This is a genomic window from Burkholderia sp. 4NA327C6 (genome assembly GCF_005502655.1).
In the GTDB taxonomy this organism is placed as follows: domain Bacteria; phylum Pseudomonadota; class Gammaproteobacteria; order Burkholderiales; family Burkholderiaceae; genus Burkholderia; species Burkholderia contaminans.
Genome location: NZ_SCNZ01000029.1, coordinates 1 through 24,290 on the forward strand (window position 1 = coordinate 1; position 24,290 = coordinate 24,290).

The 24,290-nt window shown below is 69.7% G+C and carries 21 protein-coding genes and 2 pseudogenes; 9 read left to right on the forward strand and 14 right to left on the reverse strand.

Translation table 11 applies throughout. From position 1 onward, the window contains the following. Positions 1-254: glycosyltransferase (locus FFS49_RS25945; protein ID WP_137951024.1), on the reverse strand; the 254-nt coding region annotated here is incomplete at its 3' end. A 317-nt stretch (positions 255-571) separates the two neighbouring features. Here FFS49_RS25945 and FFS49_RS25955 point away from each other — a divergent pair. Then, positions 572-940: pseudogene (locus FFS49_RS25955) on the forward strand (phage protein NinX family protein); the annotation flags it as partial. A gap of 28 nt (positions 941-968) precedes the next feature. On the opposite strand, the gene FFS49_RS25960 reads toward FFS49_RS25955, so the two are convergent. Continuing rightward, positions 969-1,955, reverse strand: coding sequence for an ABC transporter substrate-binding protein (locus FFS49_RS25960; RefSeq protein ID WP_137951025.1), 987 nt, complete (start codon positions 1,953-1,955; stop codon positions 969-971). Between the two features lie 157 nt (positions 1,956-2,112). Next, positions 2,113-2,991, reverse strand: coding sequence for a LysR family transcriptional regulator (locus FFS49_RS25965; protein WP_105816134.1), 879 nt, complete (start codon positions 2,989-2,991; stop codon positions 2,113-2,115). A gap of 100 nt (positions 2,992-3,091) precedes the next feature. On the opposite strand from FFS49_RS25965, the gene FFS49_RS25970 reads away from it, so the two are divergent. Together FFS49_RS25970 and FFS49_RS42685 are read left to right on the forward strand one after the other, a co-directional pair. Further along, positions 3,092-4,663, forward strand: coding sequence for an MFS transporter (locus tag FFS49_RS25970; RefSeq protein WP_105816133.1), 1,572 nt, complete (start codon positions 3,092-3,094; stop codon positions 4,661-4,663). 39 nt (positions 4,664-4,702) lie between these two features. After that, positions 4,703-4,867 (forward strand): annotated as a pseudogene (locus FFS49_RS42685) (AEC family transporter); the annotation flags it as partial. A gap of 78 nt (positions 4,868-4,945) precedes the next feature. On the opposite strand, the gene FFS49_RS25980 reads toward FFS49_RS42685, so the two are convergent. From FFS49_RS25980 to FFS49_RS26000, 4 genes are all read right to left on the reverse strand, one after another. Continuing rightward, entirely contained in the window at positions 4,946-6,139 is a 1,194-nt protein-coding gene (locus tag FFS49_RS25980) for a LysR family transcriptional regulator (protein WP_105816132.1), read from the reverse strand. 61 nt (positions 6,140-6,200) lie between these two features. Further along, positions 6,201-6,929: an aspartate/glutamate racemase family protein gene (locus FFS49_RS25985; protein WP_039370162.1), complete on the reverse strand. Its 729-nt coding sequence runs from the start codon at positions 6,927-6,929 to the stop codon at positions 6,201-6,203. Positions 6,930-6,951: 22 nt separating this feature from the next. After that, a complete protein-coding gene (locus tag FFS49_RS25990) occupies positions 6,952-8,502 on the reverse strand; it encodes an NCS1 family nucleobase:cation symporter-1 (RefSeq protein ID WP_105816131.1) in 1,551 nt (516 codons plus the stop codon). 251 nt (positions 8,503-8,753) lie between these two features. After that, complete coding sequence (locus tag FFS49_RS26000; RefSeq protein ID WP_076841375.1) at positions 8,754-9,107, reverse strand: hypothetical protein; 354 nt, start codon at positions 9,105-9,107, stop codon at positions 8,754-8,756. Positions 9,108-9,195: 88 nt separating this feature from the next. Here FFS49_RS26000 and FFS49_RS26005 point away from each other — a divergent pair, with 88 nt between their 5' ends. Beyond that, on the forward strand, positions 9,196-9,744 hold the full coding sequence (locus FFS49_RS26005) for a DUF3005 domain-containing protein (protein WP_039370157.1): 549 nt from the start codon (positions 9,196-9,198) through the stop codon (positions 9,742-9,744). A 64-nt stretch (positions 9,745-9,808) separates the two neighbouring features. Here the strand turns inward: FFS49_RS26005 and FFS49_RS26010 are convergent, their stop codons facing one another. Both FFS49_RS26010 and FFS49_RS26020 read right to left on the reverse strand, forming a co-directional pair. Beyond that, on the reverse strand, positions 9,809-10,570 hold the full coding sequence (locus FFS49_RS26010) for a DUF4397 domain-containing protein (protein ID WP_105816130.1): 762 nt from the start codon (positions 10,568-10,570) through the stop codon (positions 9,809-9,811). A 293-nt stretch (positions 10,571-10,863) separates the two neighbouring features. Next, positions 10,864-12,171, reverse strand: a complete 1,308-nt coding sequence (locus FFS49_RS26020) for an MFS transporter (RefSeq protein ID WP_105816129.1) — start codon at positions 12,169-12,171, stop codon at positions 10,864-10,866. Positions 12,172-12,704: 533 nt separating this feature from the next. On the opposite strand from FFS49_RS26020, the gene FFS49_RS26025 reads away from it, so the two are divergent. Beyond that, positions 12,705-13,151 carry a MarR family winged helix-turn-helix transcriptional regulator gene (locus tag FFS49_RS26025; protein WP_039370146.1) on the forward strand — a complete coding sequence of 149 codons (447 nt, stop codon included), beginning with the start codon at positions 12,705-12,707 and terminating at the stop codon, positions 13,149-13,151. Positions 13,152-13,214: 63 nt separating this feature from the next. On the opposite strand, the gene FFS49_RS26030 is transcribed toward FFS49_RS26025, so the two are convergent. The 5 genes from FFS49_RS26030 to FFS49_RS26050 all read right to left on the reverse strand — a co-directional run bounded on the left by FFS49_RS26030 (position 13,215) and on the right by FFS49_RS26050 (position 19,092). Beyond that, on the reverse strand, positions 13,215-15,500 hold the full coding sequence (locus tag FFS49_RS26030; RefSeq protein ID WP_137909916.1) for a molybdopterin cofactor-binding domain-containing protein: 2,286 nt from the start codon (positions 15,498-15,500) through the stop codon (positions 13,215-13,217). Positions 15,501-15,719: 219 nt separating this feature from the next. Continuing rightward, on the reverse strand, positions 15,720-16,373 hold the full coding sequence (locus FFS49_RS26035) for an isochorismatase family protein (protein WP_105816126.1): 654 nt from the start codon (positions 16,371-16,373) through the stop codon (positions 15,720-15,722). 19 nt (positions 16,374-16,392) lie between these two features. Further along, positions 16,393-17,433 (reverse strand): 2,5-dihydroxypyridine 5,6-dioxygenase, encoded by a 1,041-nt coding sequence (locus FFS49_RS26040; protein ID WP_039370136.1) that lies wholly within the window; start codon positions 17,431-17,433, stop codon positions 16,393-16,395. Between the two features lie 48 nt (positions 17,434-17,481). Beyond that, the gene (locus FFS49_RS26045; RefSeq protein WP_105816125.1) at positions 17,482-18,312 is read right to left on the reverse strand and encodes an alpha/beta fold hydrolase; all 831 of its coding nucleotides are present in this window, start codon (positions 18,310-18,312) and stop codon (positions 17,482-17,484) included. 27 nt (positions 18,313-18,339) lie between these two features. Continuing rightward, positions 18,340-19,092, reverse strand: coding sequence for an Asp/Glu racemase (locus tag FFS49_RS26050; protein ID WP_039370131.1), 753 nt, complete (start codon positions 19,090-19,092; stop codon positions 18,340-18,342). Between the two features lie 299 nt (positions 19,093-19,391). Here FFS49_RS26050 and FFS49_RS26055 point away from each other — a divergent pair, with 299 nt between their 5' ends. The 4 genes from FFS49_RS26055 to FFS49_RS26070 all read left to right on the forward strand — a co-directional run bounded on the left by FFS49_RS26055 (position 19,392) and on the right by FFS49_RS26070 (position 24,196). After that, positions 19,392-20,549, forward strand: coding sequence for an FAD-dependent monooxygenase (locus FFS49_RS26055; RefSeq protein WP_105816124.1), 1,158 nt, complete (start codon positions 19,392-19,394; stop codon positions 20,547-20,549). A 142-nt stretch (positions 20,550-20,691) separates the two neighbouring features. Then, on the forward strand, positions 20,692-21,195 hold the full coding sequence (locus FFS49_RS26060) for a (2Fe-2S)-binding protein (protein WP_039370125.1): 504 nt from the start codon (positions 20,692-20,694) through the stop codon (positions 21,193-21,195). Beyond that, positions 21,185-23,599: a c-type cytochrome gene (locus FFS49_RS26065; protein ID WP_105816123.1), complete on the forward strand. Its 2,415-nt coding sequence runs from the start codon at positions 21,185-21,187 to the stop codon at positions 23,597-23,599. The genes FFS49_RS26060 and FFS49_RS26065 overlap by 11 nt, the downstream gene beginning before the upstream one ends. Positions 23,600-23,863: 264 nt before the next feature. Further along, the gene (locus tag FFS49_RS26070) at positions 23,864-24,196 is read left to right on the forward strand and encodes a hypothetical protein (RefSeq protein ID WP_039357398.1); all 333 of its coding nucleotides are present in this window, start codon (positions 23,864-23,866) and stop codon (positions 24,194-24,196) included. Positions 24,197-24,290 lie beyond the last annotated feature (94 nt).

Here is a 24,290-nt window from a genome sequence, read left to right on the forward strand (position 1 = left end):
GTGAGCGCGGCTTCCTTGCCGAAGCGGCGGGTGAGATCGACGATGCGCACGCGCGGGTCGCCGGCGGCGACGTCGATCAGCCTGCCGAGCGTGTCGTCGCGGCTGCCGTCGTTCACGCAAACGATTTCGAAGCGCGTGGCGTCGATGGATTCCAGGATGGGAAGGGTGGTCGCGAAGAATGCTTCGATCGCTTCCGCCTCGTCGTGAAAGGGTACGACGAGCGATACCAGTGGTTTTCGGGTGTGCCTGGACATATGTCCCCCCGTGAAATCCGGTCTGCGCCGCATTGTCTGGTCCGGTTGTCGCCGACCTTGCGGAAACGGGTCCGGATCGGCGCAATTCTTGTGTGTTTTCTGTTTGTAATGTCCTCGTCCGTTCGCCGCGAACCGCGGCGGCAAGCGGTACAGATCATTGTACGCACGAATGACGTGGCGGTGACAGCGTGCGCGGGTTTGCTCGGGGCAGGGATTTCAGCGATAGGGCAGCGCGGGGCGGCGCCATCGGAGACCGCAGCGGATGCATGCGCAACGGTCGGCATGTCGATTCCACGACGACGGTGATGGAGAGAGGCATGCAAGTCGAGGATCTGACAGGCGCGCCGCTGGATTTCTGGGTCGCGGTCGCGGAAGGCCACGACGCCCCGCGCGCCGATGCTTCCGGATGTACGTCGATTCGCGCGGCGGCCGGTGTGCCGGCGCCGTTCGCGCCGTCGACGTCGTGGGCGGACGGGGGCCCGATCGTCGAGCGCTTGCCGTTTGCCGGGGGCGGGCGCGACGGGCGGCGCGGCGCATGGCGGGCGGTGCTGCACCGGGCCGTGCCGGCCACGGGCAAGCGCCGCACGTTCAACCCGTCCGGCCCGACGCTGCTGGTCGCCGCGATGCGCACGCTCGTCGCGTCGACGTACGGTGACGACGTGCCCGACCTCGATATGGCACGGCCATGCCGATCGCAGCCAGGCGCGTCATCGTTCAGGCCGATACGTTGCGGATCGCGATCGATGCGACATCGACGCGCCTCGGCAGGATCGCGTCGGCCGCCGCGCGGTCGGCGACACGCTGCAGCACGTCGATGTCCGCGCCGCTGAGGCTGCGCTGCGCAAGCGCGGCCCGGCGTGCGATGTCGGTGGCCGCGTCGGGCGGCAGGCGCGTGAGCGACGCATAGACGCTCGCATAGTCGGCCGGATGCGCGAGCGCCCATTGGCCCGCGCGGGCGAGCCGCTCCAGCACGTCGGCGAGCGCCGCGCGCTTCGCGCGATCGTCGAGGGTTTCGATCGGCGACGTCAGGAATGCCAGCCCGGAATTGATGCCGCTGCCGTCGCGGACGATGCGCGCGCCGCGCCGTACCGCGTGCCCGTAGTACGGGTCGAACGTCGCCCAGATGCCGATCCGCTTCGCCTCGAATGCAGCGAACGCATCGACGGGCAGCACGAAGCGCACGTCGACATCACGCGGCGCGAGGCCGTGTTCGCGCAGCGCACCGTACAACTGGTACTGCGAGATGCTGCCGCGCGCGGACGACACGACGACGGTTTGCCCTTTCAGGTCGGCGACCGTGCGGACCGGCGAATCGGGCTGTACGACGATGCCGAGCGACGCCGGCGAGCCGACGCGCGTCGCGACGATCCGCAACGACGGGTCGCCGAGTGCGGCCGTCAGCACGGGCAGGTCGCCGGCCGGCGCGAGATCGATCGCGCCCGCGCGCTGCGCCTCGAACAGCGGCGCCGCGCCCTGGAAGTTGGCCCAGCGAAACCGGTAAGGCGTGCCGTCGAGCACGTGCGCGGCTTCCGCGAGCGCGCGCAGGCCGCCGGCCTGGTCGCCGAGCACGAGCGTCACACCCGACAGGTCGGCGCCGGCCGCGTGGGCGGGCCGTGCGAGGCCGCCGGCGAGCGGTGCGGCGGCGAGGGCGGCAAGCCGCTGCAGCACGCGGCGGCGCGGCGGGGCGGAGGTGGGATTCATCGGCGGGGTGTCCTCGGTGATCCGCGCGCAGGCGGCGCGGCTGCCGGGCAGGTTACGGAATCGGTTTCCGGCCGACAAACATCGAATCGTGCAATGCATATTCGTGCGGCGACGGCCGGCATGGCAACGATCGCCGCACGCGGGCTTCAGGCGGGGCTTACGCGGCGGACGGAACCGTCCGCAGGAACGCGCGTACCGCCGGCGCCTTTTCGAAGCGCCGGTGCGCGAGCGCCAGTTCCGACGTGATCGGCTTGCCGACGATCGGCCGGTACACGACGCCCGGCAGCGACACGCAGCCCGCGAGCGCATCGGGAATCACCGCAACCCAGCCATTCACGGACACGCATGCGAGCACAGCGAGCAGGCCGCCCGGGCGGGCGGCGATCAGTGGTGCGAAGCGGCCGCGGCGCGCGACTTCGAGCGTGCCGCGCTCCTGTTCGGGCACCGCGAAGCGCGCGTCGGCGAGGTCGGCTGCGCGAATGGCGGCCATCGATGCGTAGCGCGACCCGGCCGGCACGGCCGCGACGAACACGTCGCGCTGCAGTGTGACGACCCGCAGGCCGCCGGGCAGCGGCAGCGGCGGACGCACGTACGCGAGGTCGATCCGGCCGGTGTCGAGCTGGTTCGCGACGTCGTCCATCGGCACTTCGCGCAGGTTCAGCTCGATGCGCGGGTGCGCGTCACGAAACGCGCCGACGGTGCGCTGCAGCGTGCCCGAATAGACGGCCGACGACACGTAGCCGATCTCGATCCGGCCGAGTTCGCCGCGCTCGGCCAGCGCAGCGAGTTCGCGGCCGCGCTGCAGATGCTCGACCGCGGCGCGTGCCTCGGCGAGGTAGGCCTCGCCGGCCGCGCTCAACGTGACGGCGCGGCGCGACCGGTGAAAGAGGCGCACGCCGAGCACGCGCTCGGCCTCCTGGATCTGCCGCGTGAGCGCGGGCGGCGCCATGTCGAGCGCTTCGGCCGCGCGGGCGAAGTGCAGGTGCTGCGCGACGCTCAGGAACGCGCGCACGTGGCGGAATTCGAGTCGGTCCATGATTGCAATTTTTGTCAATAAAACAGCATCGGTGTGTCAATGACAGGCAATACGGGCCGAGCCTAGCATACGGCTCGTTCTTCCTGTTCCGGAGTAGCCAATGTCCCAGCCTTCCCTGGCGTCGCGCGCAGGCGCGGCTGCCGCTCCGCCCAAGGGCGCCCGCCTGCCCGCCGCCGCGACGCTCGCCGTCGCGTCCGCCACCTGCTCGCTGATCGTGCTCGATACCAACGTCGTCGCCGTGTCTCTGCCGAGCATCGCGCGCAGTTTCCACGCGAGCTTCGCCGATATCGAATGGGTCGTGAGCGCCTACATGACCGCGTTCGCCGCATGCCTGCTGCCGGCCGGCGGGCTCGCCGACCGCTTCGGGCGCAAGCGGATGCTCTTCACGGGGCTCGCGCTGTTCTTTCTTGCATCGCTCGGCTGCGGCGTCGCGCCGACGGCCGGCTGGCTGATCGCCGCGCGGGCGGTGAAGGGCGGTGGCGCCGCGCTGCTGCTGACGGCCGCGCTCGCCGTGATCGCGAACCGCTTTCCGGACGGGCGCGAACGGGCGCGCGCATGGGCGATCTGGGGCATGTGCATGGGGATCGCGACGGCCATCGCGCCGCTCGTCGGCGGCGCAATCACGCAATGGATCGGCTGGCGCTGGGTGTTCCTGCTGAACCTGCCCGTGTGCCTGCTGCTCGCGGCCGGTGCGCACGTTGCGATCGACGAGTCGCGCGATCCGCACGCGAAGCGCGTGGACGCGGCCGGCAGCCTGCTGTTCGGCGCGGCGCTCGCGTGCGCGATCGCGGCGCTGATCGGCGCGCCGTCGCACGGCTGGTGGTCGGTGGCGACGCTCGGCCGGCTCGCGCTGGCCGCCGCGCTGTTTGCGGCGTTCATCGGCGCGGAGCGCTGGCAGGCGCGGCCGATGATCGATCTCGCGCTGTTCCGCCAGCCGCGCTTCGTCGGCGCCGTGCTTGCGATGTTCGGCTATGCGGCGTGCGCGCAGGTGATGATGACGTTCTTGCCGCTGTACCTGCAGAACGCGTTCGGGATGCCGGCGATCGACGCGGGGCTCGGGATGCTGCCGTTCGCGTTCGCGATGATCGCGGGGCCGTCGCTCGGCGCGGCGCTGGCCGCGCGCGTGTCGTCCGGCGGCGTGCTGGCGGGCGGGCTCGCGCTGATCGGCGCGGGCAACCTTGCGACCGCGGCGCTGACGGCCAGCGGCGACTACCGGCTCGTCGCGCTCGGCATGTTCGTGACGGGTTGCGGCGCGGGCATCATGAACGGCGACACGCAGAAGGCGATCATGGCGTGCGTGCCGCCGAACCGCACCGGCATGGCATCGGGCATCAGCACGACGACGCGTTTCTCGGCGATCGTGACGGCCGTCGGCGTGCTCGGCGCTGTGCTGGCGGCGAGCACGCAGGCGCGGCTCGACCGGCTGCTGTCCGCCGCGCCCGGCCTGAGCGCATTCGCCGACGCACAGTTCATGTCGAGTCTGCTGGCCGGCGACCTGGCGCGGGCGCTCGAGCGTGTGCCGCCGTCGGCCGCCGGTGCGCTTGCGCAGGCGGCGCCCGTCGCGTTCGCGAGCGGGTTCGCCGATGCGCTGACGGTGAGCGGCGTGCTTGCGCTGGGCGCGGCCGTCGTTGCCTACAAGTTGCTTGAGCAACCGATGCGCGACGGCGCGTGACGCACGGGGCGGCCCGCGCCGCGTATTGAGCGCGACCCGGTGGAACCATCAAGCTCGCGCGTTCCGGTTTCACGCGGCGTATTCCGGATGTCATCGACGTTCGAGATTCTGCTGCCCGTGTTCGGGCTGATCGAGGCAGGGTTCCTGTGCAGACGGCGCGGGGTGCTTGGGCCGGCCTCAGCCCCGGATCTCAACCGATTGATCGGTTGTCGGGCCGTGCGGCGGGTCGACGGAGATTGAAATGCGTATCGGCTGGTCGTCGCGCCTGTCGATCACGCGCGATCAATGCGACTTCGTCGAGAGGCGGTGGATGCGTGCCGCATGGGCGACACGCCGAGGATGCGACGCGTGGCAATGCGTTGCCTGCCTGCGGCGCGTGCGTCGCGCGTGTTCGGGTGTATCGGCCGCGGCCGGCGTGCTGTTCCGCGCGTCCACGTCCACGTCCACGACCGCACCGGCCGCCAGTGCCGCAACCGCCGCCACCGCCGGCTGCATCGCGTCGGCATCAAGCCACGCACGCGTAGCTTCCGCGATCAGCCCGCGCAACCAGCGCACGCCCTCGACGCACTCGCCCGATTCGTTCCAGGTCATCCTGTACACGATGTCCGGCGGTTCGGCCGGCAGCGCGACGGCGGCGAGCGGCAGCAGCTTCGCGTAGTGCCGCGCGAGCCGGTACGTGGTGGTCAGCAGCATGTCGGTGCGCACGAGTGCATGCGCGGCGAGTTCGAAATGCGGCAGCGTGACGACGATCCGCCGCTGCAGGCCCACGCGTTCGAGCTGCCTGTCGATCGCGCCGGACGCCTCGAGCCACGACGGTGTCGGGCACAGCTGCGGCGCTTCGGCAAATTCGGCCGCCGTCATCGTGCCGCGCCGCGCGAGCGGATGCGTCGCACGCATCAGGCACACGACGCGATCGTCGAACAGATCGTCCTGCCGGAACCGCGACGAGCGTGCGGGGCGATTGTCGATCACGACGTCGAGTTCGCCGTCGGCCAGTGCGCGCTCGTCGTCGAAGCCGTCGCCGAGCGGGTGAAACACGAGTTGCGCGTCCGGTGCGCGTTCGCGGAACAGCGCGACGAGCTTCGGCACGAACAGCACGTTCAGGTAGTCGGGGCAGCCGATCCGGTAGGTGCGCACCGACGTGCGCGCGTCGAACCTCGGCTGCTGGATGCGGATGAAGTCGATCACGCGCAGCGCGTTGCGCAGCGGCTCGATCAGCCGCGCGCCGAACTCGGTCGGCACCATCCCGTAGCGGCTGCGCACCAGCAGCGGATCGCCGAGCAGCGTGCGCAGGCGCTTGAGCGCGGCGCTGGTGGCCGGCTGCGACATGTTCAGGCGCACGGCCGCACGCGACACGGTGCGCTCGGTCAGCAGCACGAGCAGGATGCGCATCAGCCGCGCATCGAGCACGTCGAGCGAGACCGCGGCGTCAGGCGCGTCGCCGGGCAGGGCGTTCGGGTCTAGTGGGGCCCGCATGCCGATCCGCCTCCCGGCGACCCGATGCCCGAGTGCGACGCAGCAGCGGGCCGGCGCCGCGTCATTGCGCGAAGGTGCCCGGCCAGCCGACGATCCGCTTCGGGCGCGGCGGCGCGTACGTGCGGACTTTCGACGTCTTCAGCTTCAGGCGCACCAGCGACTCGGCGAGCGCGACGGCCGCCGATACGCCGTCGACGACCGGCACGCCCGTGCATTCCTCGATCTGCCGGTCGAGGCCGGCCATCCCGCCGCAGCCGAGGCAGATCACTTCCGCGTGATCGTCCTTCACCGCGCGCTGCGCCTGGCCGACGATCGACTCGATCGCACGGGCCGGATTCTCCTCGAGTTCGAGCACCGCGAGGCCGCTGGCGCGCACCGACGCGCAGCGCGCGTCGAGCCCGGCGAGCTTCAGGCGATCCTCGATCAGCGGCACCGTGCGGTCGAGCGTCGTGACGACCGAGTAGCGGTGGCCGAGCAGCATCGCGACGCTCGCGGCTGCTTCGGTGATGTCGACGACGGGCACCGTCAGCAGTTCCTGCAGGCCTTCGCGGCCGTGTTCGCCGTAGCCGGCCTGGATCACCGCGTCGTACGGCTCGTCGTAGTGCATCACGCGATCCATCACGGCGATCGCCGCGAGGTAGCTCTCGAAGTTGCCTTCGATCGACTCCGCGCCGAAGCGCGGCGTCAGCCCGACGATCTCCGTACCCGGCGATGCGGAGGCCTGCGCCTGCGCGGCGATCGCGTCGGTGATCGACTCGGTCGTGTTGACGTTGACTACCAGGATCCTCATTGCGACTCCGTATGCAGGTGTTTCAGTGTCGGGCGCAGGCGACCGCGATGGGTTCGCCCGAACGCTCCTCGTAATGCCGGTTGCGATCGGCCAGCAGCCAATACACGCTGCCCGCGATGGCCGCGCCGAGCAGCCACGAGAACGGCGTCATCGCGCTGAAGGCCGGCACGACGGCGAGCGTGATCGAGATCAGCGCGGACGGCACGAGCGCCGCGAGCGCCTTGCGGTTCACGCCGCGCGTGTAGAAATAGGCACCGGTCGGCGCTTCGGTATAGAGGTCGGGCACGTTCACGCGCTGCTTGCGCACGAGCCAGTAGTCGACGGTGATGATCCCGTACAGCGGGCCGAGCAGCGCGCCGAGGCCGGACAGGAAGTAGACGATCACGATCGGGCTGTTGTACAGGTTCCACGGCAGGATCAGCACGGCGACCGTCGCGCTGATCAGGCCCGCGCGGCGGAACGACAGGCGGTGCGGCGCGAGGCTCGTCAGCACGAACGCCGGTGCGACGAAGTTCGCCATGATGTTCACCGCGACCGTCACGATCAGGAACGCGAGGCAGCCGAGCACGAGGAACAGCTTGTTCGGCACCGTCGCGATGATTTCCGTCGGGCTGTGGATGATGTGGCCGTTCAGCTTGAACTGCGCGCCGGCGAGCACGAAGCTGATCGTCGCGAACACGAGGATGTTGACCGGCAGGCCCCAGAAGTTGCCCACGCGCACCGTCTTCGCGCTCGGCGACGAGCGCGCGAAATCGCAGAAGTTGAGCACCAGCGTGCCGTAGATCGCGAGCCACAGCGAGCCGCCCGCGAAGATCTCCGTCCACATCCTGAAGCCGGTCAGCGGCTTGCCGATCGACATCGCGAGATGGCCGCCGGTGCGGCTGAACATCCATGCGGCGAGCGACAGCGTCGTGACGAGGATCACCGGGCCGGCGAGCCCCTCGTACTTGCGCACCATTTCCATCCCGTACGTGAGGATGCCGATCTGCACGAGCCAGATCGCGACGAACGTGACCCAGCCGAGCGTCGACAGCCCGAAGATCGCGTTCTGGTCGAATGCGGCGAGGCCCGGCCAGATCGCGGTGAGCAGCACGCGCAGCACGACCGACGCGAGATAGGTCTGGATTCCGAACCATGCGATCGCGATCACCGCGCGGATCATCGCGGGCAGCAGCGCGCCGTAGATGCCGAAGCTCATCCGGCTGATCACCGGGAACGGCACGCCGGTCTTCTGGCCCATGTAGCCGGTGAGGTTCATGAAGCAGTACACGAGCACCGCGCCGATCGCGAGCGATGCGAGCATCTGCCAGCCCGACAGGCCGAGCGCGAACAGCCCGATCGCGAACGAGTAGTTCGCGATGTTGTGCACGTCGTTGGTCCACAGCGCAAAGATGCTGTAGCGGCCCCACGTCCGGCCCTCGGCCTTGGTCGGCGCGAGGTCGGGGTTGTGCAGCCGCGGGCTCAGCACGGGGTCGCGCGCCGCCGAACCGGTTCGATGCGATGCGTCGTCCGCGCCGGGCACGATGCCCGGGCGGTGGGTGGCTTCCAGTTGCACGCCGTTGTCTCCTTCCATGTGCGGGGCGCGAAACCGGCAACGTGGGAACGCTGCGCCGGCCCGGCCGCCGTGGACGTTATGTCTCGTATGTGTTCGCGAGTATGGGAGGCCGGCAACGCGATGGGAAATTAAATATTCGGTTGGCCGTCATTTGAGAAATGAATGGAAGCGGCCAGCCGCGGTGGCTGGACAAGGCACGCGAATTGCGCGCCTGCGGGCTCCATCCACATCGACATCAGCGGAGGTGTCATGCAGCGATATTCACTTCGTCACGTATCGCGAGCCGTCTTCGCCGGCCTCCTGATTGCGGGCCTGGCGGCAGGTGCGGGCTGCCAGAAGAAGAGCGACAACGGCGGCGCAAGCTCGGACTCGAGCGCAACGGGCGGCATGTCGGCCGCCCCGTCCACCGCACCGTCGGGTACGCCGAGCAGCGGCGCGGCCGGCAGCAGCGGCGACAGCGGCGCGAGCTTGCCGGGTGCGGCTTCCGCGCCGGGCGGCGCGAGCGGCGGCTGACGCGCGGAGCGGACGTCGCGCCGGCTGCGCGCGGGTGCGCCGTCCGTACGAAGGGTGCCGTGCCGGTCCGGCACGTGCGCCCGGAGACGTGCGTGCGCAGCCGCGCACATGAAAGATTTGCAAGGACCGTTGTAGCGATTCCCGGGCCGTCGGCGGCAGCCCTGATGCCGACGCGCGCGGGCCGGACAAGGAGGTGCAATGCAGAACGCGGAATCGAACCCGACCCCTGAAAAGCAGCGGGAACAGATCGAGAAGAGCCCGGTGAAGACGCCGGCGGCCGGCGACATGCCCGACGCGGCGACCCAGGCGGCGCAGGTCGCGCAGCATCCGCTGACACCGGAGAAGATTGCCGGGAAGATGCCGACCGGCCTGCCGCCGATCGAGCGCGGCACGCAGGCGCCCGACAGCGGCGATCCCGTGCGGCGAGCGGCCGCCCGGATCCCGACGCTCGACAACGCGAACATGGCGATGACCGACAACACGGTCGACGTCGACGGCAAGGGCATGGAAGCCGCCGCGGGCGCGTCGAAGTGGCACGACAACGTGATTTATTCGAACGCGTCGCTCGACGAAGCGGTCGAGACGCCCGACGAAGGGCTCGGCGGGATCGAGAGCCGACCGTCCGGCAACATGCCCCAGATCGCGACGCGGCCGGGCTGGCGCGTCCGCCATATCGGCGATGTCGACGTCGAGCACGGCGACCGCACGCGCGCCGAGCATGTGATCGTCCTGGAGCGGAACAACTGACCGCGTGACGGGAAGATGCGGCGGGCGGCACGATCGCGCCGCCCGCCGCCATCATCGGCGGTCCTTATTGCGGACCGAGTTCCTGCGCGGACGTATCGGCGTCATTGCCCTGCGCAACCAGCACGTGGATATCGTTCGGCGTCACGTCGCCGACTCCGCCCGACGGGATCGTCAACAGCAGCCAGTCGGCGTTGTTGTTGATGGTGACCGGCGCGGTCTTGAGGATCGGCGTCTTGCTGCCGGTCGTCGTGACGATCACCTGGTAGCTGCCGCCGTTCAGGTAGATCGAATCCTGCGTCGATGCCGGCACCGCGTTCTGGTAGGCCGCGCCCGCGAGCGTCGGGCTTTGCGTCGTGATGTCGGTGCCGGGCGGGACGACGTACACGTCGACGTTCTGCGCGTTCGGCGACGCGTTGAAGCTGCGCACGCGCGCCTTGTCCGACAGCAGGCCCTTGGCGTACGGATCGTCGATCACGGAGATCAGCGACGTGGTGCTCGGCAGCGCGATCGTCGTGTAGTGATGGCCGTTTGCCGCGCTGAACGATTGCGCGGCGATGGTCGACGTCGTGCCGGAGAGGTCGTAGCTCGCGTTCTGCGTGCCCGAGTCGACGTCGTGATAGCGCGTCACGCCCTTGTACGCGATGTTGCCCTGGTCGAGCTTCGCGTTCAGGTAGTAGTCGAGGTTGGGCCCGGCCGGCACCGCGTTGATGAAGCGCGCCTGCGGCTTCGAGATGCCGAGTTCGGTCCCGGCGTCATCGCCGCCGCCGCACGCTGCGAGTACGGAAATGACCGAGCACAGGGCCACTATCGTTCGTATTGATTTCATGTCGTCCTCTCGTTCAGGAAACCTGCTTGCGATGCGGGATCGCCGCGCGAAGGATCGCGCGGTGCGCAGCGCCGGTTGGAAGGAAGATGGCTGTCCGCCGGATGGCGGGCGCGGAGATGACGCAAGCGATGTGCCTGCGCGGAGAAAAAGCCGGCGAACGACGGCCGCGCGGGGGCGCGAAGTGCGCACGCGCCGGGCTGGCGGCGTGCGCGGGATGACACGGGGAGCGTTGGGGCGGGCCGCGCGACCGGCGCGGTTGTAAAAAGGCAGCGTCGCGCAGGCGGCGCGCTGTGTCAGCGGTTCACGAGCCGGGCCGGATACGCGAGCGCGAGTGCGCAGCCGACCAGCATGCACGCGGCGAAACCGTACAGCCCCGCGCTTTGCGAATGGAACGTGTCGCGCAGCCAGCCGATGAAGTACGTGCTGCCGAACCCGCCGAGGTTGGCGATCGAGCACGCGAACGCGATCCCGCCGGCGGCGGCCGAGCCCTTCAGGAACGTCGAAGGCAGGGCCCAGACGACCGGCATGGCGGCGGCCGCGCCCGCATTGATCAGCGAGAACAGCAGGACCGTGCCGAACGTGCCGTGCGACGACGATGCCGCGATCGCCAGCGCGACGGCCGACACCACGAACGGCACGACGATATGCCAGCGGCGTTCGCGCGCGCGGTCGGAACTGGCGCCGCAGTAAAGCGTGGCGAGCACGGCCGCGGCATTCGGGATCACCATCAGCCAGCCGATGTGATACGCATCCTTCACGCCGGTGTCGCGCAGGATCGTCGGCAGCCAGAAGCTCACCGCGTAGAGGCCGAGCAGCACGCAGAGGTCGATCAGGCCGAGCGCCCACACCTTCGGATCGGAGAACGCCTTGCCGAGTGCATGGCTCTTGTTGCCGGACGGATCGGCATCGAGGTTCGCACGCAATGCATGCTTCTCGTCGGCGTTCAACCACTGCGCGGATTCGATGCTGTTGGGCAGCCAGCGCAGCACCGCGAAGCCGAGCAGCACCGACGGCAGCGCTTCGAGCAGGAACAGCCACTGCCAGCCGCCGAGCCCCTGCGTGCCGTCGAACGCGCGCATGATCCACCCGGAGATCGGGCTGCCGATCATGCTCGACAGCGGCAGCCCGACCATGAACAGCGCGACGATGCGCGCGCGGCGTGCATCGGGATACCACTGCGTCAGGTACAGCAGCACGCCGGGCAGGAAGCCGGCCTCGGCCGCGCCGAGCAGGAAGCGCACGATATAGAACTGCATCGGCGTGTGCACGAACATCGTCGCACCCGACAGCAGGCCCCACGTGATCATGATCCGCGCGATCCACAGCTTTGCGCCGACGCGTTGCAGCACCAGGTTGCTCGGGACTTCGAACAGGATGTAGCCGGCGAAGAACAGGCCGGCGCCGAGCCCGTACACGGTATCGCTGAACTTCAGCGCGTCGAGCATCTGGAGTTTCGCGAGCCCGATGTTGATGCGGTCGAGATAGGCCGCGAAGTAGCACAGGCAGAAGAGGGTAATCAGGCGCAGCGTGACCTTGCGATAGAGATTGCCGTGCAGCGCGTCGTCGGGGGAAACGGCGGCGCTCGGGTGTGCGGTAGACATGGGATTGCCCCTGTTCGAATGTGACGGATGAATGGGTGGCCGATCGACGCGAGCGGGCGTTCCGCTGCGCACTGGAGTCTGTATATCACGGCAATTAAATAGCGTACACACTAGAAAATACCGAATCGAACAGGCACGATTCCGGTCGTGTGACGGAAAGCGATTTCGTGAGAAACACCACGTGTTTAACGAGGTTTTTGATGGATTCGTATGCACGTTGAAAGCGGGCGGCGAGACGAGGTCGCATGCACAAAATTCGTGCGTATGCGCTTAAAAGTAAAGTGTGTGCACGAAAGTCCGCCGATGTGCGCAAGCACGTGCGCGGCAGCAGGTCGAACGCGCATGGCTCGCCGTCTCGGCGGCATTCGCGGCCGGCAATGCGCAGCCGTCGGGCGATCGTCAGGCGCGCTGCGCGCCGGCGGCCGCGAATCCTGATGCACCGCAATGAAGCGGCAACCCGGCTGAGGGCCGGGTCGAATTGAGGGTGTACACTGCTTGCCTTTCCATTACACGTGGCGCGGGCCTGCACTTTCATGGCGTCTTCCAAGGATTCCTACGACTTTCACGACCAGGTCGGGCACCTGCTGCGCCGCGCGTATCAGCGGCACGTGTCGATCTTCCAGGAGGCGATCCCCGATTCGGATCTCACGGCCGCGCAGTTCGTCACGCTGTGTGCGGTCAAGGAGCGCCAGGGGTGCTCGCTGAACGACATCGTCAAGGCGACCGCGATCGACCAGGCGACGATTCGCGGCGTGGTCGACCGGCTGAAGGCGCGCGCGCTGATCGAGGTGCTGCCTGATCCGAACGACGGCCGCAAGCTGATCGTGCGTGCAACCGCGACCGGCCTCGCGCTGATCGACCGCACGGTGCCGTTCGCGCGGCAGGTGACGGAGCGCACGTATGGCGCGCTCAATCCGGGCGAGCGGGTCGCGCTGCAGTTCCTGCTGCGCAAGATGATGGAAGAGGAAGGCGACGCGTGATGCGCGTCGCTCGCGGGGAGGGGGAGCCGCTCCGCCCGGCCCCCGCGACGCAGCCCGCGGCTTCTAAGCCGTGCCGGTTGCCACCTGTACGCCACCGCCATCGGCCTTCATCAACCGGCCTGCGTCGCGTAACGCCGCCCGGACCGTCTCCGGCGTAAACGGCGGCGCGTAGAACCGCACACCGGTTGCATCGAACAACGCGTTCGCGACGGCGGCCGGGCCCGGCACCGACGCCGATTCTCCCGCGCCGAGCGGCGGCTCGCCTTGTCTCGGCATCAGCACGACGTCGACATCCGGCACCTCCGCGAAGGTCAGGATCGGATAGCTCGCCCATTCGCGCGACGCGACCTTGCCGTCGGCGAAGCGCACGCGCTCCTTCAGCGTGCGGCTCAATACCTGGATCACGTTGCCGTGGATCTGGTGGCGCACGCCATCGGGGTTGATCATCGTGCCCGTGTCCTGGCCGACCGTGACGCGTTCGATGCGGATCTCGCCCGACACGCGATCGACGCTCAGGTCGACGATCCATGCCGACCACGCCGCGCCGAAGCCGGGGAAGCGGCTGTGCACGTAGCGCGCGTAGGCGATCCCGCGGCCGCGCACGAGCCGCGACGTAGCGGGATCGTGCGGCGCGCCTGGCACGTGCGGCGTCCAGCCCGCGCGGTCGGCCACGGCCTGCAGCAGTTCGGTCGCGCGCGTGTCCCGCAGGTGGCGCAGTCGGAACGCGAGCGGGTCGACGCCGGTCAGCGCCGCGCATTCGTCGACGAACGAATCGTGCGCGAACGAGTTCGGCAGCGCCGACACGCCGCGCAGCCACGATGCGCGCACCAGCGGCGCGAGATCCTCGCAGACGAAGCGGCGATGCGGGCTCGCGTACGGCGACACGGCCGTGCGGTCGCCCATCTCGAACACGCGCGGCTCGGGCGCGATCGTGCCGGTCAGCAGCGCCGCGAGCAGCGGCGCGTCGTTCGACGGGTAGCGCGTCGTGAAGTCGTAGCCGAGCAGGCGGCCGTCGCGCGTGACGGTGCCGCTCACCTGCATCGACTGGCCCGCGCCTTTCGGTTCCCACAGATGTTCGTCCGCGCGCGACAGCTGCACGCGCACCGGGCGGCCGACCGCGCGCGACAGCAGCAGCGCGTCGCCGCATACGTCGTCCGCGCCGTTGCGGCCGTAGCAGCCGGCCGCTTCCATCCGCACCACGTCGAAATCGGCTTCGTCGCGCGCAACGAGCGTCGCGAGGTCATGGCGCAGCGACACGGGATTCTGCGTGCCGGACCACACGGTGATCCGGCCGTTGCCCGGTTCGCGATAGTCGGCGAGCGCGCATGACGGGCCGATCGAGCCGTGCATCTGGAACGGCCACGCATAGGTGCGGGACAGCGTGATCGTGTCGGGCTGCGCGCGCGCCGCATCGACGTCGCCTTCGTCGAGCAGCACGCGGCGTTTGGCCGGCGCGGCGGCGATCGCGGCAGCCGGTTCGTCGAGCGGCGGCAGCGCGGGGAGCGGCCGCCATGTCACGCGCAACTGGCGCGCCGCGCGGATCGCGTGTTCCTCGCGCTCGGCCACCACGCCGACGAAATCGCCGATGGCAACGACGGCCACGAGCCCCGGCACGTCGGCCACCGATGCGCGATCGACGTCGATCAGCGAATCACCGACGAACGAACCGCTGTCATGCCCCGCATAGGGCGGCCGCACGACACGGCCGTGCAGCATGCCCGGCACGCGCATGTCGTGCACGAACGTGAGCTGGCCGGTTGCCTTCGCGGGCAGGTCGACGCGCGGCGACGACCGGCCGACGATCCGGTATAGGGCGGGATCTTTCGTGCGGGTGTTCAGGTCCAGCGTCAGCGCGATCCGGCGTGCGGCGACGAGCGTGGCGAACGTGGCCGTTTGCCCGTTCGCCGAGATCGTCGCGTCGTCGATCTGCAGTTGCGCCGCGTCGACATTGAACCGTTCGGCGGCAAGCGCCAGCAGCGCATGGCGCGCCTGCGCGGCCGCACAGCGCAGCGGCGTCGCGGAAATCTGGATCGTCGCGCTCGCGATGGTCGGGCCCTGGTTCGGTGTCGCGGCCGTGTCGCCGAGCACCATCGTCACGCGCGCGGCCGGCACATCGAGTTCCTCGGCGACGATCTGCGCGAGCGACGTGCGGATGCCGGTGCCGAGATCGACGTGGCCGTTGAACGCGAGGATGCGGCCGTCGTCGAGGATCGCGACGAACACTTCCGGCAGCGCCGGCACGTAGGACGACAGGCTGCCCGGCTGGCCGGGCGCCGGCTTGACGGGCGGCGCGGGCGGCCGGATCACGGTGAGGCAGCCGTCGCGCGCGATCAGGTCGGAGCGATTCACGGATGAAGGGTCCTGTCGAGGGAGAGGCGTCGCGCGGCCGGATGCAGCGTACGCGGGGCGAGGCGGCCGGCGGCCCGGGCGTCCTGCTCGCGGTGTGCGTCGAGCGCCATGACGGTGACCGTCGCGAGCGCGCGCGTCCCCAATCTAGGCCGCCAAAAGCGCAGCGTCAATCGCACGGGCGGGCGCCGGCCGGTCATGCCGCCGGCCCGCCGCGACGATTCAGCGGGCGCGTGCCTGCACCGCATCGATTGCCGCGATCGCATCGTCGAGCGGCATTACCGCCGCGTATTTCTGCTGCATGTCGAACAGGTTCGCGTCGTGCGGCGCGATCGCGCGATCGCCGACACAATCGGCCAGCACGAGCGGGCGGAACCCGTGCGACATCGCGTCGACCACGCTCGCGCGCACGCAGCCGCTCGTCACGGCGCCCGCGACGAGCAGCGTCTGCACCGCGCGCTGCGCGAGCCACGGTGCCAGATGCGTGCCGAAGAACGCCGACGGCACGGTCTTGCGCACGACGAGTTCGCCCGGCGCGGGCGTGAGCTCGGGCACGATCGCGCTGTTCGGGTGGTGCTCGGTCAGCGTCGCCATGCCGGGCACCTTCAGCGAGAACACGTTGTCGTCGCTGCCGTCGTCCGCATACACGATGCGGCTGTGCGCGACGGGCCAGCCGCGTTCGCGCGCCAGCGCGAGTGCGTGCGTCGTGCGCGCGATCGCCGGCGCGATGTTGCCGCCGCCGAACGTCGCGGGATCGGCGAAGCCGACCACGAAATCGACGATCAGCAGGCCGATGTTGCCGTGCGGCGGCAGCGGCGTGCCGAAACCCTGCTGGCGGTAGACGTTCGCTTCGGCGTGGCGGGAAAGGTCGTTCATGATGTCGGTCGCTCGTCGGTCAGGCGGGTTGGTCGGTCACGCGGCCGTCGCGCACGACGGTTGCGCCGTCGAGTTCGACCGTGCAGCGGCGCAGCGGAATGTCGATGTGGCAGGTGGTCGTGCGGTTGCCGCCGCCTTCGTTGTTCGGGCCGAGCGAGAACAGGAAGTTGCCCTCGAACGCGCGCGCGTCCATGCCGATCGTCGCCTCGCGGTCGTACAGCCCGAGCGTCGACCAGCGCGCGCGCGGCTGCAAGCCCCAGCCGATATGCGAGATCGCATAGCCTTCCGGGTCGGCGAAGGTCTCCATGTAGTCGCGCAGCAGATCGGCGTCGACGCCGCCTTCGATGCGCGTCGCATAGCCGGCTTCGACGGTCAGCGCGATCGGCTCGCGCACGTAGTGCTTCTGCGGCAGCAGGATGTCGCCGCGATCGATCACGATCGTGCCGCGCGCGGTGCGGTCGTTCGGGTAGGTCAGCGCGAAGCCGCTCGGCCAGTGATCCCAGCGGCCCGGCGCGTCGACGAAGCCGTATTCGGCCGTTGGCGGGAACTCGCCGAGCGGGCACACGAGCGCGGTGCCGGCCGCGGAGGTCACGCGCATCTCGCGGGCGGCGGCGATCCGTTTCGCCGCGGCGAGCACGCGCGTGCGGTCGGCCGGCGTCGGCACCATCCGCACGAGCACTTCGGGCGGCTCGACCGCGAGCAGGATTTTCGTGCCGGACTTCAGGATCTCGTGCTGCTCGGGCGAGAACAGCAGCGTCATCAGGTCGAGCACGAGGTCGCTCTCGCGCAGCGCGGCGATCGCGGCCTTGTTGCCGGTCAGCGGCGTCGTGCCGAGATACGCGAGCGGATCACGGCTGAACGCCTTGTCGCCGTTCACCGGCGGCAGGTCGAGGCGGTTGACGATCGCGCCCATCGCTTGCGTCGCGATCAGCGCGCACGACAGCGTCTGCGGATGGGTGGCCGCGCTCGTCAGGATCGTGACGGTCTGGCCCGGTTCGAGGCGCGACAGCGTGAGGACCTGCTTCCACGCGTCGATCAGTTGGGAATCGCTGACTGGCATCGTCGGCTCCGGTAAAGGCATGAAGGAAAGGGGCGGGGCGCCGCGCGATCAGGCTGCGAGCGGCGCGCCGAGGAAGTCGCCGAACGCCGCGTAGAAGCCCGGTGCGTTGTCCCACGGAATCATGTGGCCGGCGCCGGGCACGCGCACGTGCCGCATCGACGGTGTCGCGCGCTGCAGTTCGGCGACGTCGTCGTCGCGCACCACGTCGCCGCGTTCGGCCGTGATCAGCAGCGACGGCACGGCCAGTTGCGCGGCGTCCGCGTGGAAATCGTCGGCATGAAAGCCTTCGTACGACGCGCGCACCGCGCGCTCGTCGCAGGTATGCAGCCATTCGGCCCGCAACTGCAGCTCGGCGTCCGTCCAGGTCGGGCAGAACGCGCGCATGCCTTCGGCGTCGGTGCCGGCGCGCGCGAGCGCCATCGAGTCGATGTACCACGGCAGCTTGCCCGGATAGTCGCGGCGGTTCGGGCCCGACACGGGCGGATCGACGAGCACGACCGATTCGAGCCCGTGGACGCCGCGGCGAGCGGCGCGCGCGGCGATCCGCGCGCCCATCGAATGGCCGACGAGGCTGGTGCGCGGCAGGCCGAGCGCGGCGACGAGCGCCGCGATGTCGTCGGCCTGCGCATCGAGGCTGTAGTCGAGCGACGGCGACGCGTCGGACAGCCCGCGGCCGCGCACGTCGAGCACGTAGGTATCGAACGCCGCGCCGAATACTTCGCCGACGAAACCCCACGTGATCGCGGGGCTCGTGATGCCGGGAATCAGCACGATCGCAGGGCGCGACGCGCGTGCGCCGGTCGCGCCGCCGTAGCGCAGGTAGTGCTGGCGAATGCCGTTCGCGCGGATGTTCGCGCCATACAGGAAAGTCGAGGGCATGAAGGGACTCCGTCGAAAGGGCCGCGCTCAGTACGCGCCGGACAGCAGCGCGCCGGCGCCGGGCACGATCGGCTCGAGGTCGAGCTCGCGCAGCATCGCGTAGGTCGTCGCGATCGCGGCCGTGATCACGGGCTTGCCCGTCATCGCCTCGACCTTCGCGACGGCCGGCAGCGACGGCATCTGCACGCAGGCGGACAGCACGATCGCATCGGCGTCCTGGTAAGGCAGCGTCTTCACGATGTCGGGCAGGCGCGCCGGATCGTGGCGGCCGACGTCGAGGTTGTCGGGGATCTCCAGCGCGCGGTACGCGAGCACGTCGAAGCCTTCGTTGCGGATGTAGTCGACCACGAGTTCGGTCAGCGGCAGCATGTACGGCGCGACGACGACGATCCGCTTCGCGCCGATCACCTTCAGTGCGTCGACGAGCGCGCCTGCGCTCGTCAGCACGGGCGCTTGCGCGCCGTTGTCCGCCGTGTGCTTCGTCAGGCGTGCCTGCGACACACGGTGGTAGCCGTGCCCCATCGCCATGATCGCGACCAGGCACGCGTAGCCGAGCACGTCGACGCGTGCATCGCTCAGTTCCACCGCGCAGCGGTCGGATTCGGCATCCATTGCCGCGAGTTCTTCCTTGACGACCTTCTTCATCCGCATCCGGCTCGAATGGTACGTGAAGCGCTCGGGGCGGATCGTTTCGCGCAGCCGCAGCATCGCGGGAATCTCGGTTTCCATCGTCGTGTTGGAACTCGGCACGATCTGGCCGATGCGGTAGGTCTTGCTCATGACGGGGAGGCTCCGTGTCGGTAAGAGTGGGGCGGCACGCTGGCGCGGGATCGCCGGATGTCGAGCAAAGTCTAGTGTGTACATTTGAAAATGGCAATGAATCAAAATGATCTCGATCGAGCGGCGTCCGCTTTATGGTGCGTATATTCGAGGAATTGTTGGTGTTTTCCCGAATGTCGGCATGGCCGGCAACAATCCTCTTGTTCTGAATAAATTGAGTGTGTACGCTACATAAATGCCATTCAATCCGCCCGTTCTCGTGCCGCATTCGGCGACGGGCCCACGATCAGGAGATCCGCATGAGCACACCCCGTATCGCAATCATCGGCGCCGGTCTCGGCGGCACGGCCGCCGCGGCGCTGCTCCAGCGCGGCGGCTACGACGTCGCGCTGTACGAGCAGGCGCCGGCGTTCTCGCGCCTCGGCGCGGGCATCCACCTCGGCCCGAACGTGATGAAGATCATGCGGCGCATTGGTTGCGAGGACGCGCTGGAGACGATGGGTTCGCATCCGGATTTCTGGTACAGCCGCGACTGGCAGACGGCCGACGTACTCGCGCAGATCCCGCTCGGCGACTACGCGCGCAAGGCCTACGGCGCGCGCTACCTGACCGTGCATCGCGGCGATTTCCATGCATTGATGACGCAGGCGGTGACGCCCGGCACGATCCGCTTCGGCAAGCGGCTCGCCGCGGTGGAGGACACCGGCGACGCGGTGCGCCTGACGTTCGCCGACGGCAGCGTCGAGACGGCCGACATCGTGATCGGCGCGGACGGCGTGAATTCGCGAATCCGCGAGCACCTGCTCGGCGCGGAACCGCCGCGCTATACGGGCTACGTCGCGCACCGCGCGGTGTTCCCGGCGTCGCTGCTCGGCAACAAGCCGTACGACATGTGCGTGAAGTGGTGGTCGGAGGATCGCCACATGATGGTCTACTACGTGACCGAGAAGCGCGACGAGTATTACTACGTGACCGGCGTGCCGCAGGCCGAATGGCCCGAAGGCGTGTCGATGGTCGACAGCAGCCGCGATGAAATGCGCGAGGCGTTCGCGGGTTTCCATGCCGACATCCAGCACCTGATCGACGTGTCGCCGTCGATCACCAAGTGGCCGCTGCTCGAACGCGATCCGCTGCCGTTGTGGAGCCGCGGCCGCCTCGTGCTGCTCGGCGACGCGTGCCATCCGATGAAGCCGCACATGGCGCAGGGCGCGGCGATGGCGATCGAGGATGCCGCGATGCTCGCGCGCTGCCTCGATGAAGTCGGCGTCGGCGACTACGCGGGCGCATTCGCGTTGTACGAGGCGAATCGTGCGGCGCGCGCGTCGAAGGTGCAGCTCGTGTCGCACAACAACACGTGGCTGCGCACGAACGAGGATCCGTCGTGGGTATTCGGTTACGACGTGTTCGACGTGCCGCTCGTCTCGCCGTCGCGCGACAGCGTCGCGGCCGTGGCCTGACGCGTACGCGGTGCCCGCGCCGTCCGGCGCTTCGCCGTCGCGTGCGCCGCTGCGTCGGTACGCGTGTTTTCGGCGTGTTATATGTCAGGCGCGCCGGCGGCAGTGCCCGCTGCCGGTCGCTCGCCGCATTCCGGATCCATTCATGTCCCATCCCGCTTCTCCGTCGCGGCCGCTGGCGTTTCGCGTGAACGGCACGCCGCACACCTTCGCCGAGGCCGCGCCCGACGCGCCGCTGCTGCTGGTCCTGCGCAACGACTGCGCGCTCAACGGCCCAAAGTACGGCTGCGGGCTCGGGCAGTGCGGCGCGTGCACGGTGCTGGTCGACGGGCAGGCGACGCGTTCGTGCGTCGTGCCGGCCGCCGCCGCGAGCGGGCGCGACGTCACGACGCTGGAAGGGCTCGGGTCGCGCGACGCGCCGCATCCGATCCAGCGCGCGTTCATCGACGAGCAGGCCGCGCAGTGCGGCTATTGCCTGAACGGGATGATCATGAGCACGAAGGCGCTGCTCGACCGCCATCCCGCGCCGGACGACGCGGCGATCCGCGATGCGTTGCGCTTCAATCTTTGCCGCTGCGGCACGCACTTGGAGATCATCCGGGCCGTGCATCGCGCGGCACGCTATCTGCGAGGCGGCGATGAAGCCTGACGCAGGCTTGCCCGTTGCACCGGAGCGCGTGGCGGGCCCCGCGCCGCGCGATGAAGTCGGCACCGATGCATTGCGTGCGCACCACGCGCGCTACACCTGGCCGATCGGCGATGCGCATGCGGACGCGCAGGTATCGCTCGACGTCGAAACGCGGACTGCGTCCGACGGGCGGATGACGACCTGGCGCTATCGCGCGCGGGCGACCACGGACGATCGTCCCGCGCCCCACGGTGCGAAGACAGAACGTGCGGATACCGGCCCGACCGAGCCGTTCGTCTACCGGCACGCGCAGACGTCGATCGAACTCGCCGAATCCGGTCACACGATTCCCTGGCATGCGCACGTGTTCGCGCGCGAATCCTTCGTCGACGAACTCGCGGGCGCGTTGCGGCGCGATCCGGTTGCGTTGCGCCTGCAGCATCTCGATGCGGCGCGGGACGCCGGGCCGCGCGAGATTATCCGGATGGTCAGTGAGCGCGCTGCGTGGGGCGCGCCGGCCGCGGTCGGCCCGGCTGCCCATGCGCGCCTGAGCGGGCGCGGCTTCGCTTTCGATGGTGCCGCAGCGTCTTCCCGCAACCCGCCGTCGACCGCCGACGCGATGCGCGACGGCGATGCGCGCTGGTCCGCATGGGTCGTCGATCTCGATGTCGACCGCGCGACGGGCGACGTCGCGGTGCGGCGCGTCGTGGCCGGGCAGGGTGCCGGCGCACCGGGCGACGCGTCGATGGCGGGCTTGCCCGCATGGCAGATCGAGGCGGCGATTTCGCGCGTGATGGGCGCGCGCCTGTCCGCGCGGCCCGCGCACGACGAAACCGGCCGGGGGGCGCAGCCGGATGCGATCGCGCATGAACTGATTGCGCTCGGCGGCACGGCCCGTCGCGCACACGGCGAGCTGTCGGTGCACGACGCGCGCCGGATCGAGCAGGCGGCGGCGCCCGCGGCGGCGGCGATCGCGAACGCCCTGTACGACGCGACGGGCGTGCGGTTTCGCGCACCGCCGTTCGACGCCGGGCGCATTCGCGCGGCGCTCGCGCAACCGGTGCCGGCCGATTCCGCCGAAGCGGGGCGCAGCGACCCGCGTCGCGCATCGCGCTGGCGCCGCTGGCTGGCCGGCGGCGGCGTGGGCGCGGTGGTCGGCGGGCTGATCGGCCTCGCCTGCGCGATCCTGCCGGGCTTCGCGCCGATCGCACCCGTTGCGCCCGGCGGCGCGGACGGCGCGATGTGGAGCGCGGCGACGCTCGAGCGCGGCCGCCTGGTCGCCCTCGCCGGCGACTGCGCGGTGTGCCACACGGCGCCCGGCGGCGCGACCAACGCGGGCGGGCTCGCGCTCGATACGCCGTTCGGCAGGATCTACACGACGAACCTCACGCCCGATCCGGAAACCGGCATCGGCACGTGGTCGTATCCGGCGTTCGCACGCGCGATGCGCGAAGGCATCTCGCGCGACGGCACGCACCTGTACCCGGCGTTCCCGTACACGGCGTTCGCGAAGCTGAGCGAGCCCGACCTGCTCGCGCTCTATGCGTACCTGATGTCGCAGCCGCCGGTGAAACATGTGCCGCCGAAGACGAAGCTGCCGTTCCCGCTCGACCAGCGGCGCATCGTCGCCGGCTGGAACTGGCTGTTTCACGATGCGCGGCCGTTCGCGCCGGACCCGGCGCGCTCCGCGATGTGGAATCGCGGCAAGTATCTGGTCGACGGCGCCGGGCATTGCGGCGCGTGCCATACGCCGCGCAACGCGCTGGGGGCGGAGAAGGGCGGTTTGGCGTACCTGTCGGGCGGCGAGGCCGAGGGTTGGGTCGCGCCGCCGCTCGTCGGGTCGCCGGCTTCGCCGGTGCCGTGGACCGAGGGCGCGCTGTTCGATTACCTGCGCACGGGCTTCTCTGCGCAGCATGGCGTCGCAGCCGGGCCGATGGCGCCCGTCGTCGCGGGGCTCGCGTCGCTGCCCGAGGCCGACGTCCAGGCGATCGCGCACTATCTCGCGTCGCTGTCGCCGCCCGTCGACGCAGCGGCCGCCGCCGATGCGGCCGCCCGGCAGGTGCGCGGCGCGGAAGCCGTTGCGACGCTCGGCCTCGAAAACGGCCGCCGTGCGTTCGACGCCGCGTGTGCGGTCTGTCATGCGGAATCGGGCGGCGTCGGGCATTTCGGCGTGCGCCCGCTGATGGGGCTCAACACGAGCGTCAGCCAGGCCGCGCCGGACAACCTGCTGCGCGTGCTGCATCACGGGATCGACCAGCCGGCGACCGGCGAACTCGGCTACATGCCGGGCTTCGGCGACGCATTCGACGACCGGCAGATGGCCGAGCTGGCCGCGTATATCCGCGCGCGATACGCGCCGGGGCAGCCGGCGTGGCGGAACCTGGCGGAAGCGTCGGCCAGGATCCGGCAGGCAGCCGCGCACTGATCGGCCGCCAGGCAACGGGCTGCGGGAGGCGGGCGACGGGCGACGGGCGACGGGCGACGGGCGACCGGCCGACCGGCCGACCGGGCAAAACTACCCGTTGGCGCGATCTGGCCCGGAATGGGGCGGAAATATTGCCCCATTTTCATCATCGTTTAACCATTCGAAACAATGTGTTCACCGAAAGGGGCATGATCTCCGGCGATCGAGCGGGCATAATGGCGCCTATGTTGCTCAATGCGCGTCGAACGGCGCGCGCCTGCCCTCATGTCCACTCCAGTTTCCTTTCGAACCTTGCGATGGTTGACCGTCGCGGCTGCCGTATGCTTGCTCGCCGCGTGTTCGACCGCTTCCGACGTGACCGCGACGTCGAACCCGAACGTGTATACCGTGACGACGCGCACGGTCGGCGTGTCGACGACGTGGGCCGATGCCCATACGAAGGCCGTCGACGAGGCCACCAACTACTGCACGCAGCGCGGCATGCGCGCGAGCATGAAGCAGGAATCGCTGACCAGCGGCAGCCGTGTCGGCGCTCGCTCGGAACTCGCGTTCGAGTGCCATCCGACCTTCGAGACGGCGTCGAACCCGCGCGGTTGACCAACCGGCGGCGTTGACGCACCGCCTCTGCCGCTCGTTTTCCTTCCCCCGCATGCAAAACGACCCGCGATGCCGTTCAGGCACATCGCGGGTC

What these genes read in the sequence shown, in the direction of transcription:
- FFS49_RS26050 (WP_039370131.1), bottom strand. Translation starts at nt 19,092, where the DNA reads ATGAGCAAGACCTACCGCATCGGCCAGATCGTGCCGAGTTCCAACACG.
- FFS49_RS26005 (WP_039370157.1), top strand. Translation starts at nt 9,196, where the DNA reads ATGCAGAACGCGGAATCGAACCCGACCCCTGAAAAGCAGCGGGAACAG.
- FFS49_RS26035 (WP_105816126.1), bottom strand. Translation starts at nt 16,373, where the DNA reads ATGAACGACCTTTCCCGCCACGCCGAAGCGAACGTCTACCGCCAGCAG.
- FFS49_RS26025 (WP_039370146.1), top strand. Translation starts at nt 12,705, where the DNA reads ATGGCGTCTTCCAAGGATTCCTACGACTTTCACGACCAGGTCGGGCAC.
- FFS49_RS25960 (WP_137951025.1), bottom strand. Translation starts at nt 1,955, where the DNA reads ATGAATCCCACCTCCGCCCCGCCGCGCCGCCGCGTGCTGCAGCGGCTT.
- FFS49_RS26060 (WP_039370125.1), top strand. Translation starts at nt 20,692, where the DNA reads ATGTCCCATCCCGCTTCTCCGTCGCGGCCGCTGGCGTTTCGCGTGAAC.
- FFS49_RS25970 (WP_105816133.1), top strand. Translation starts at nt 3,092, where the DNA reads ATGTCCCAGCCTTCCCTGGCGTCGCGCGCAGGCGCGGCTGCCGCTCCG.
- FFS49_RS25980 (WP_105816132.1), bottom strand. Translation starts at nt 6,139, where the DNA reads ATGCGGGCCCCACTAGACCCGAACGCCCTGCCCGGCGACGCGCCTGAC.
- FFS49_RS26040 (WP_039370136.1), bottom strand. Translation starts at nt 17,433, where the DNA reads ATGCCAGTCAGCGATTCCCAACTGATCGACGCGTGGAAGCAGGTCCTC.
- FFS49_RS25985 (WP_039370162.1), bottom strand. Translation starts at nt 6,929, where the DNA reads ATGAGGATCCTGGTAGTCAACGTCAACACGACCGAGTCGATCACCGAC.
- FFS49_RS26010 (WP_105816130.1), bottom strand. Translation starts at nt 10,570, where the DNA reads ATGAAATCAATACGAACGATAGTGGCCCTGTGCTCGGTCATTTCCGTA.
- FFS49_RS26045 (WP_105816125.1), bottom strand. Translation starts at nt 18,312, where the DNA reads ATGCCCTCGACTTTCCTGTATGGCGCGAACATCCGCGCGAACGGCATT.
- FFS49_RS26070 (WP_039357398.1), top strand. Translation starts at nt 23,864, where the DNA reads ATGTCCACTCCAGTTTCCTTTCGAACCTTGCGATGGTTGACCGTCGCG.
- FFS49_RS25965 (WP_105816134.1), bottom strand. Translation starts at nt 2,991, where the DNA reads ATGGACCGACTCGAATTCCGCCACGTGCGCGCGTTCCTGAGCGTCGCG.
- FFS49_RS26065 (WP_105816123.1), top strand. Translation starts at nt 21,185, where the DNA reads ATGAAGCCTGACGCAGGCTTGCCCGTTGCACCGGAGCGCGTGGCGGGC.
- FFS49_RS25990 (WP_105816131.1), bottom strand. Translation starts at nt 8,502, where the DNA reads ATGGAAGGAGACAACGGCGTGCAACTGGAAGCCACCCACCGCCCGGGC.
- FFS49_RS26055 (WP_105816124.1), top strand. Translation starts at nt 19,392, where the DNA reads ATGAGCACACCCCGTATCGCAATCATCGGCGCCGGTCTCGGCGGCACG.
- FFS49_RS26020 (WP_105816129.1), bottom strand. Translation starts at nt 12,171, where the DNA reads ATGTCTACCGCACACCCGAGCGCCGCCGTTTCCCCCGACGACGCGCTG.
- FFS49_RS26000 (WP_076841375.1), bottom strand. Translation starts at nt 9,107, where the DNA reads ATGTGCGCGGCTGCGCACGCACGTCTCCGGGCGCACGTGCCGGACCGG.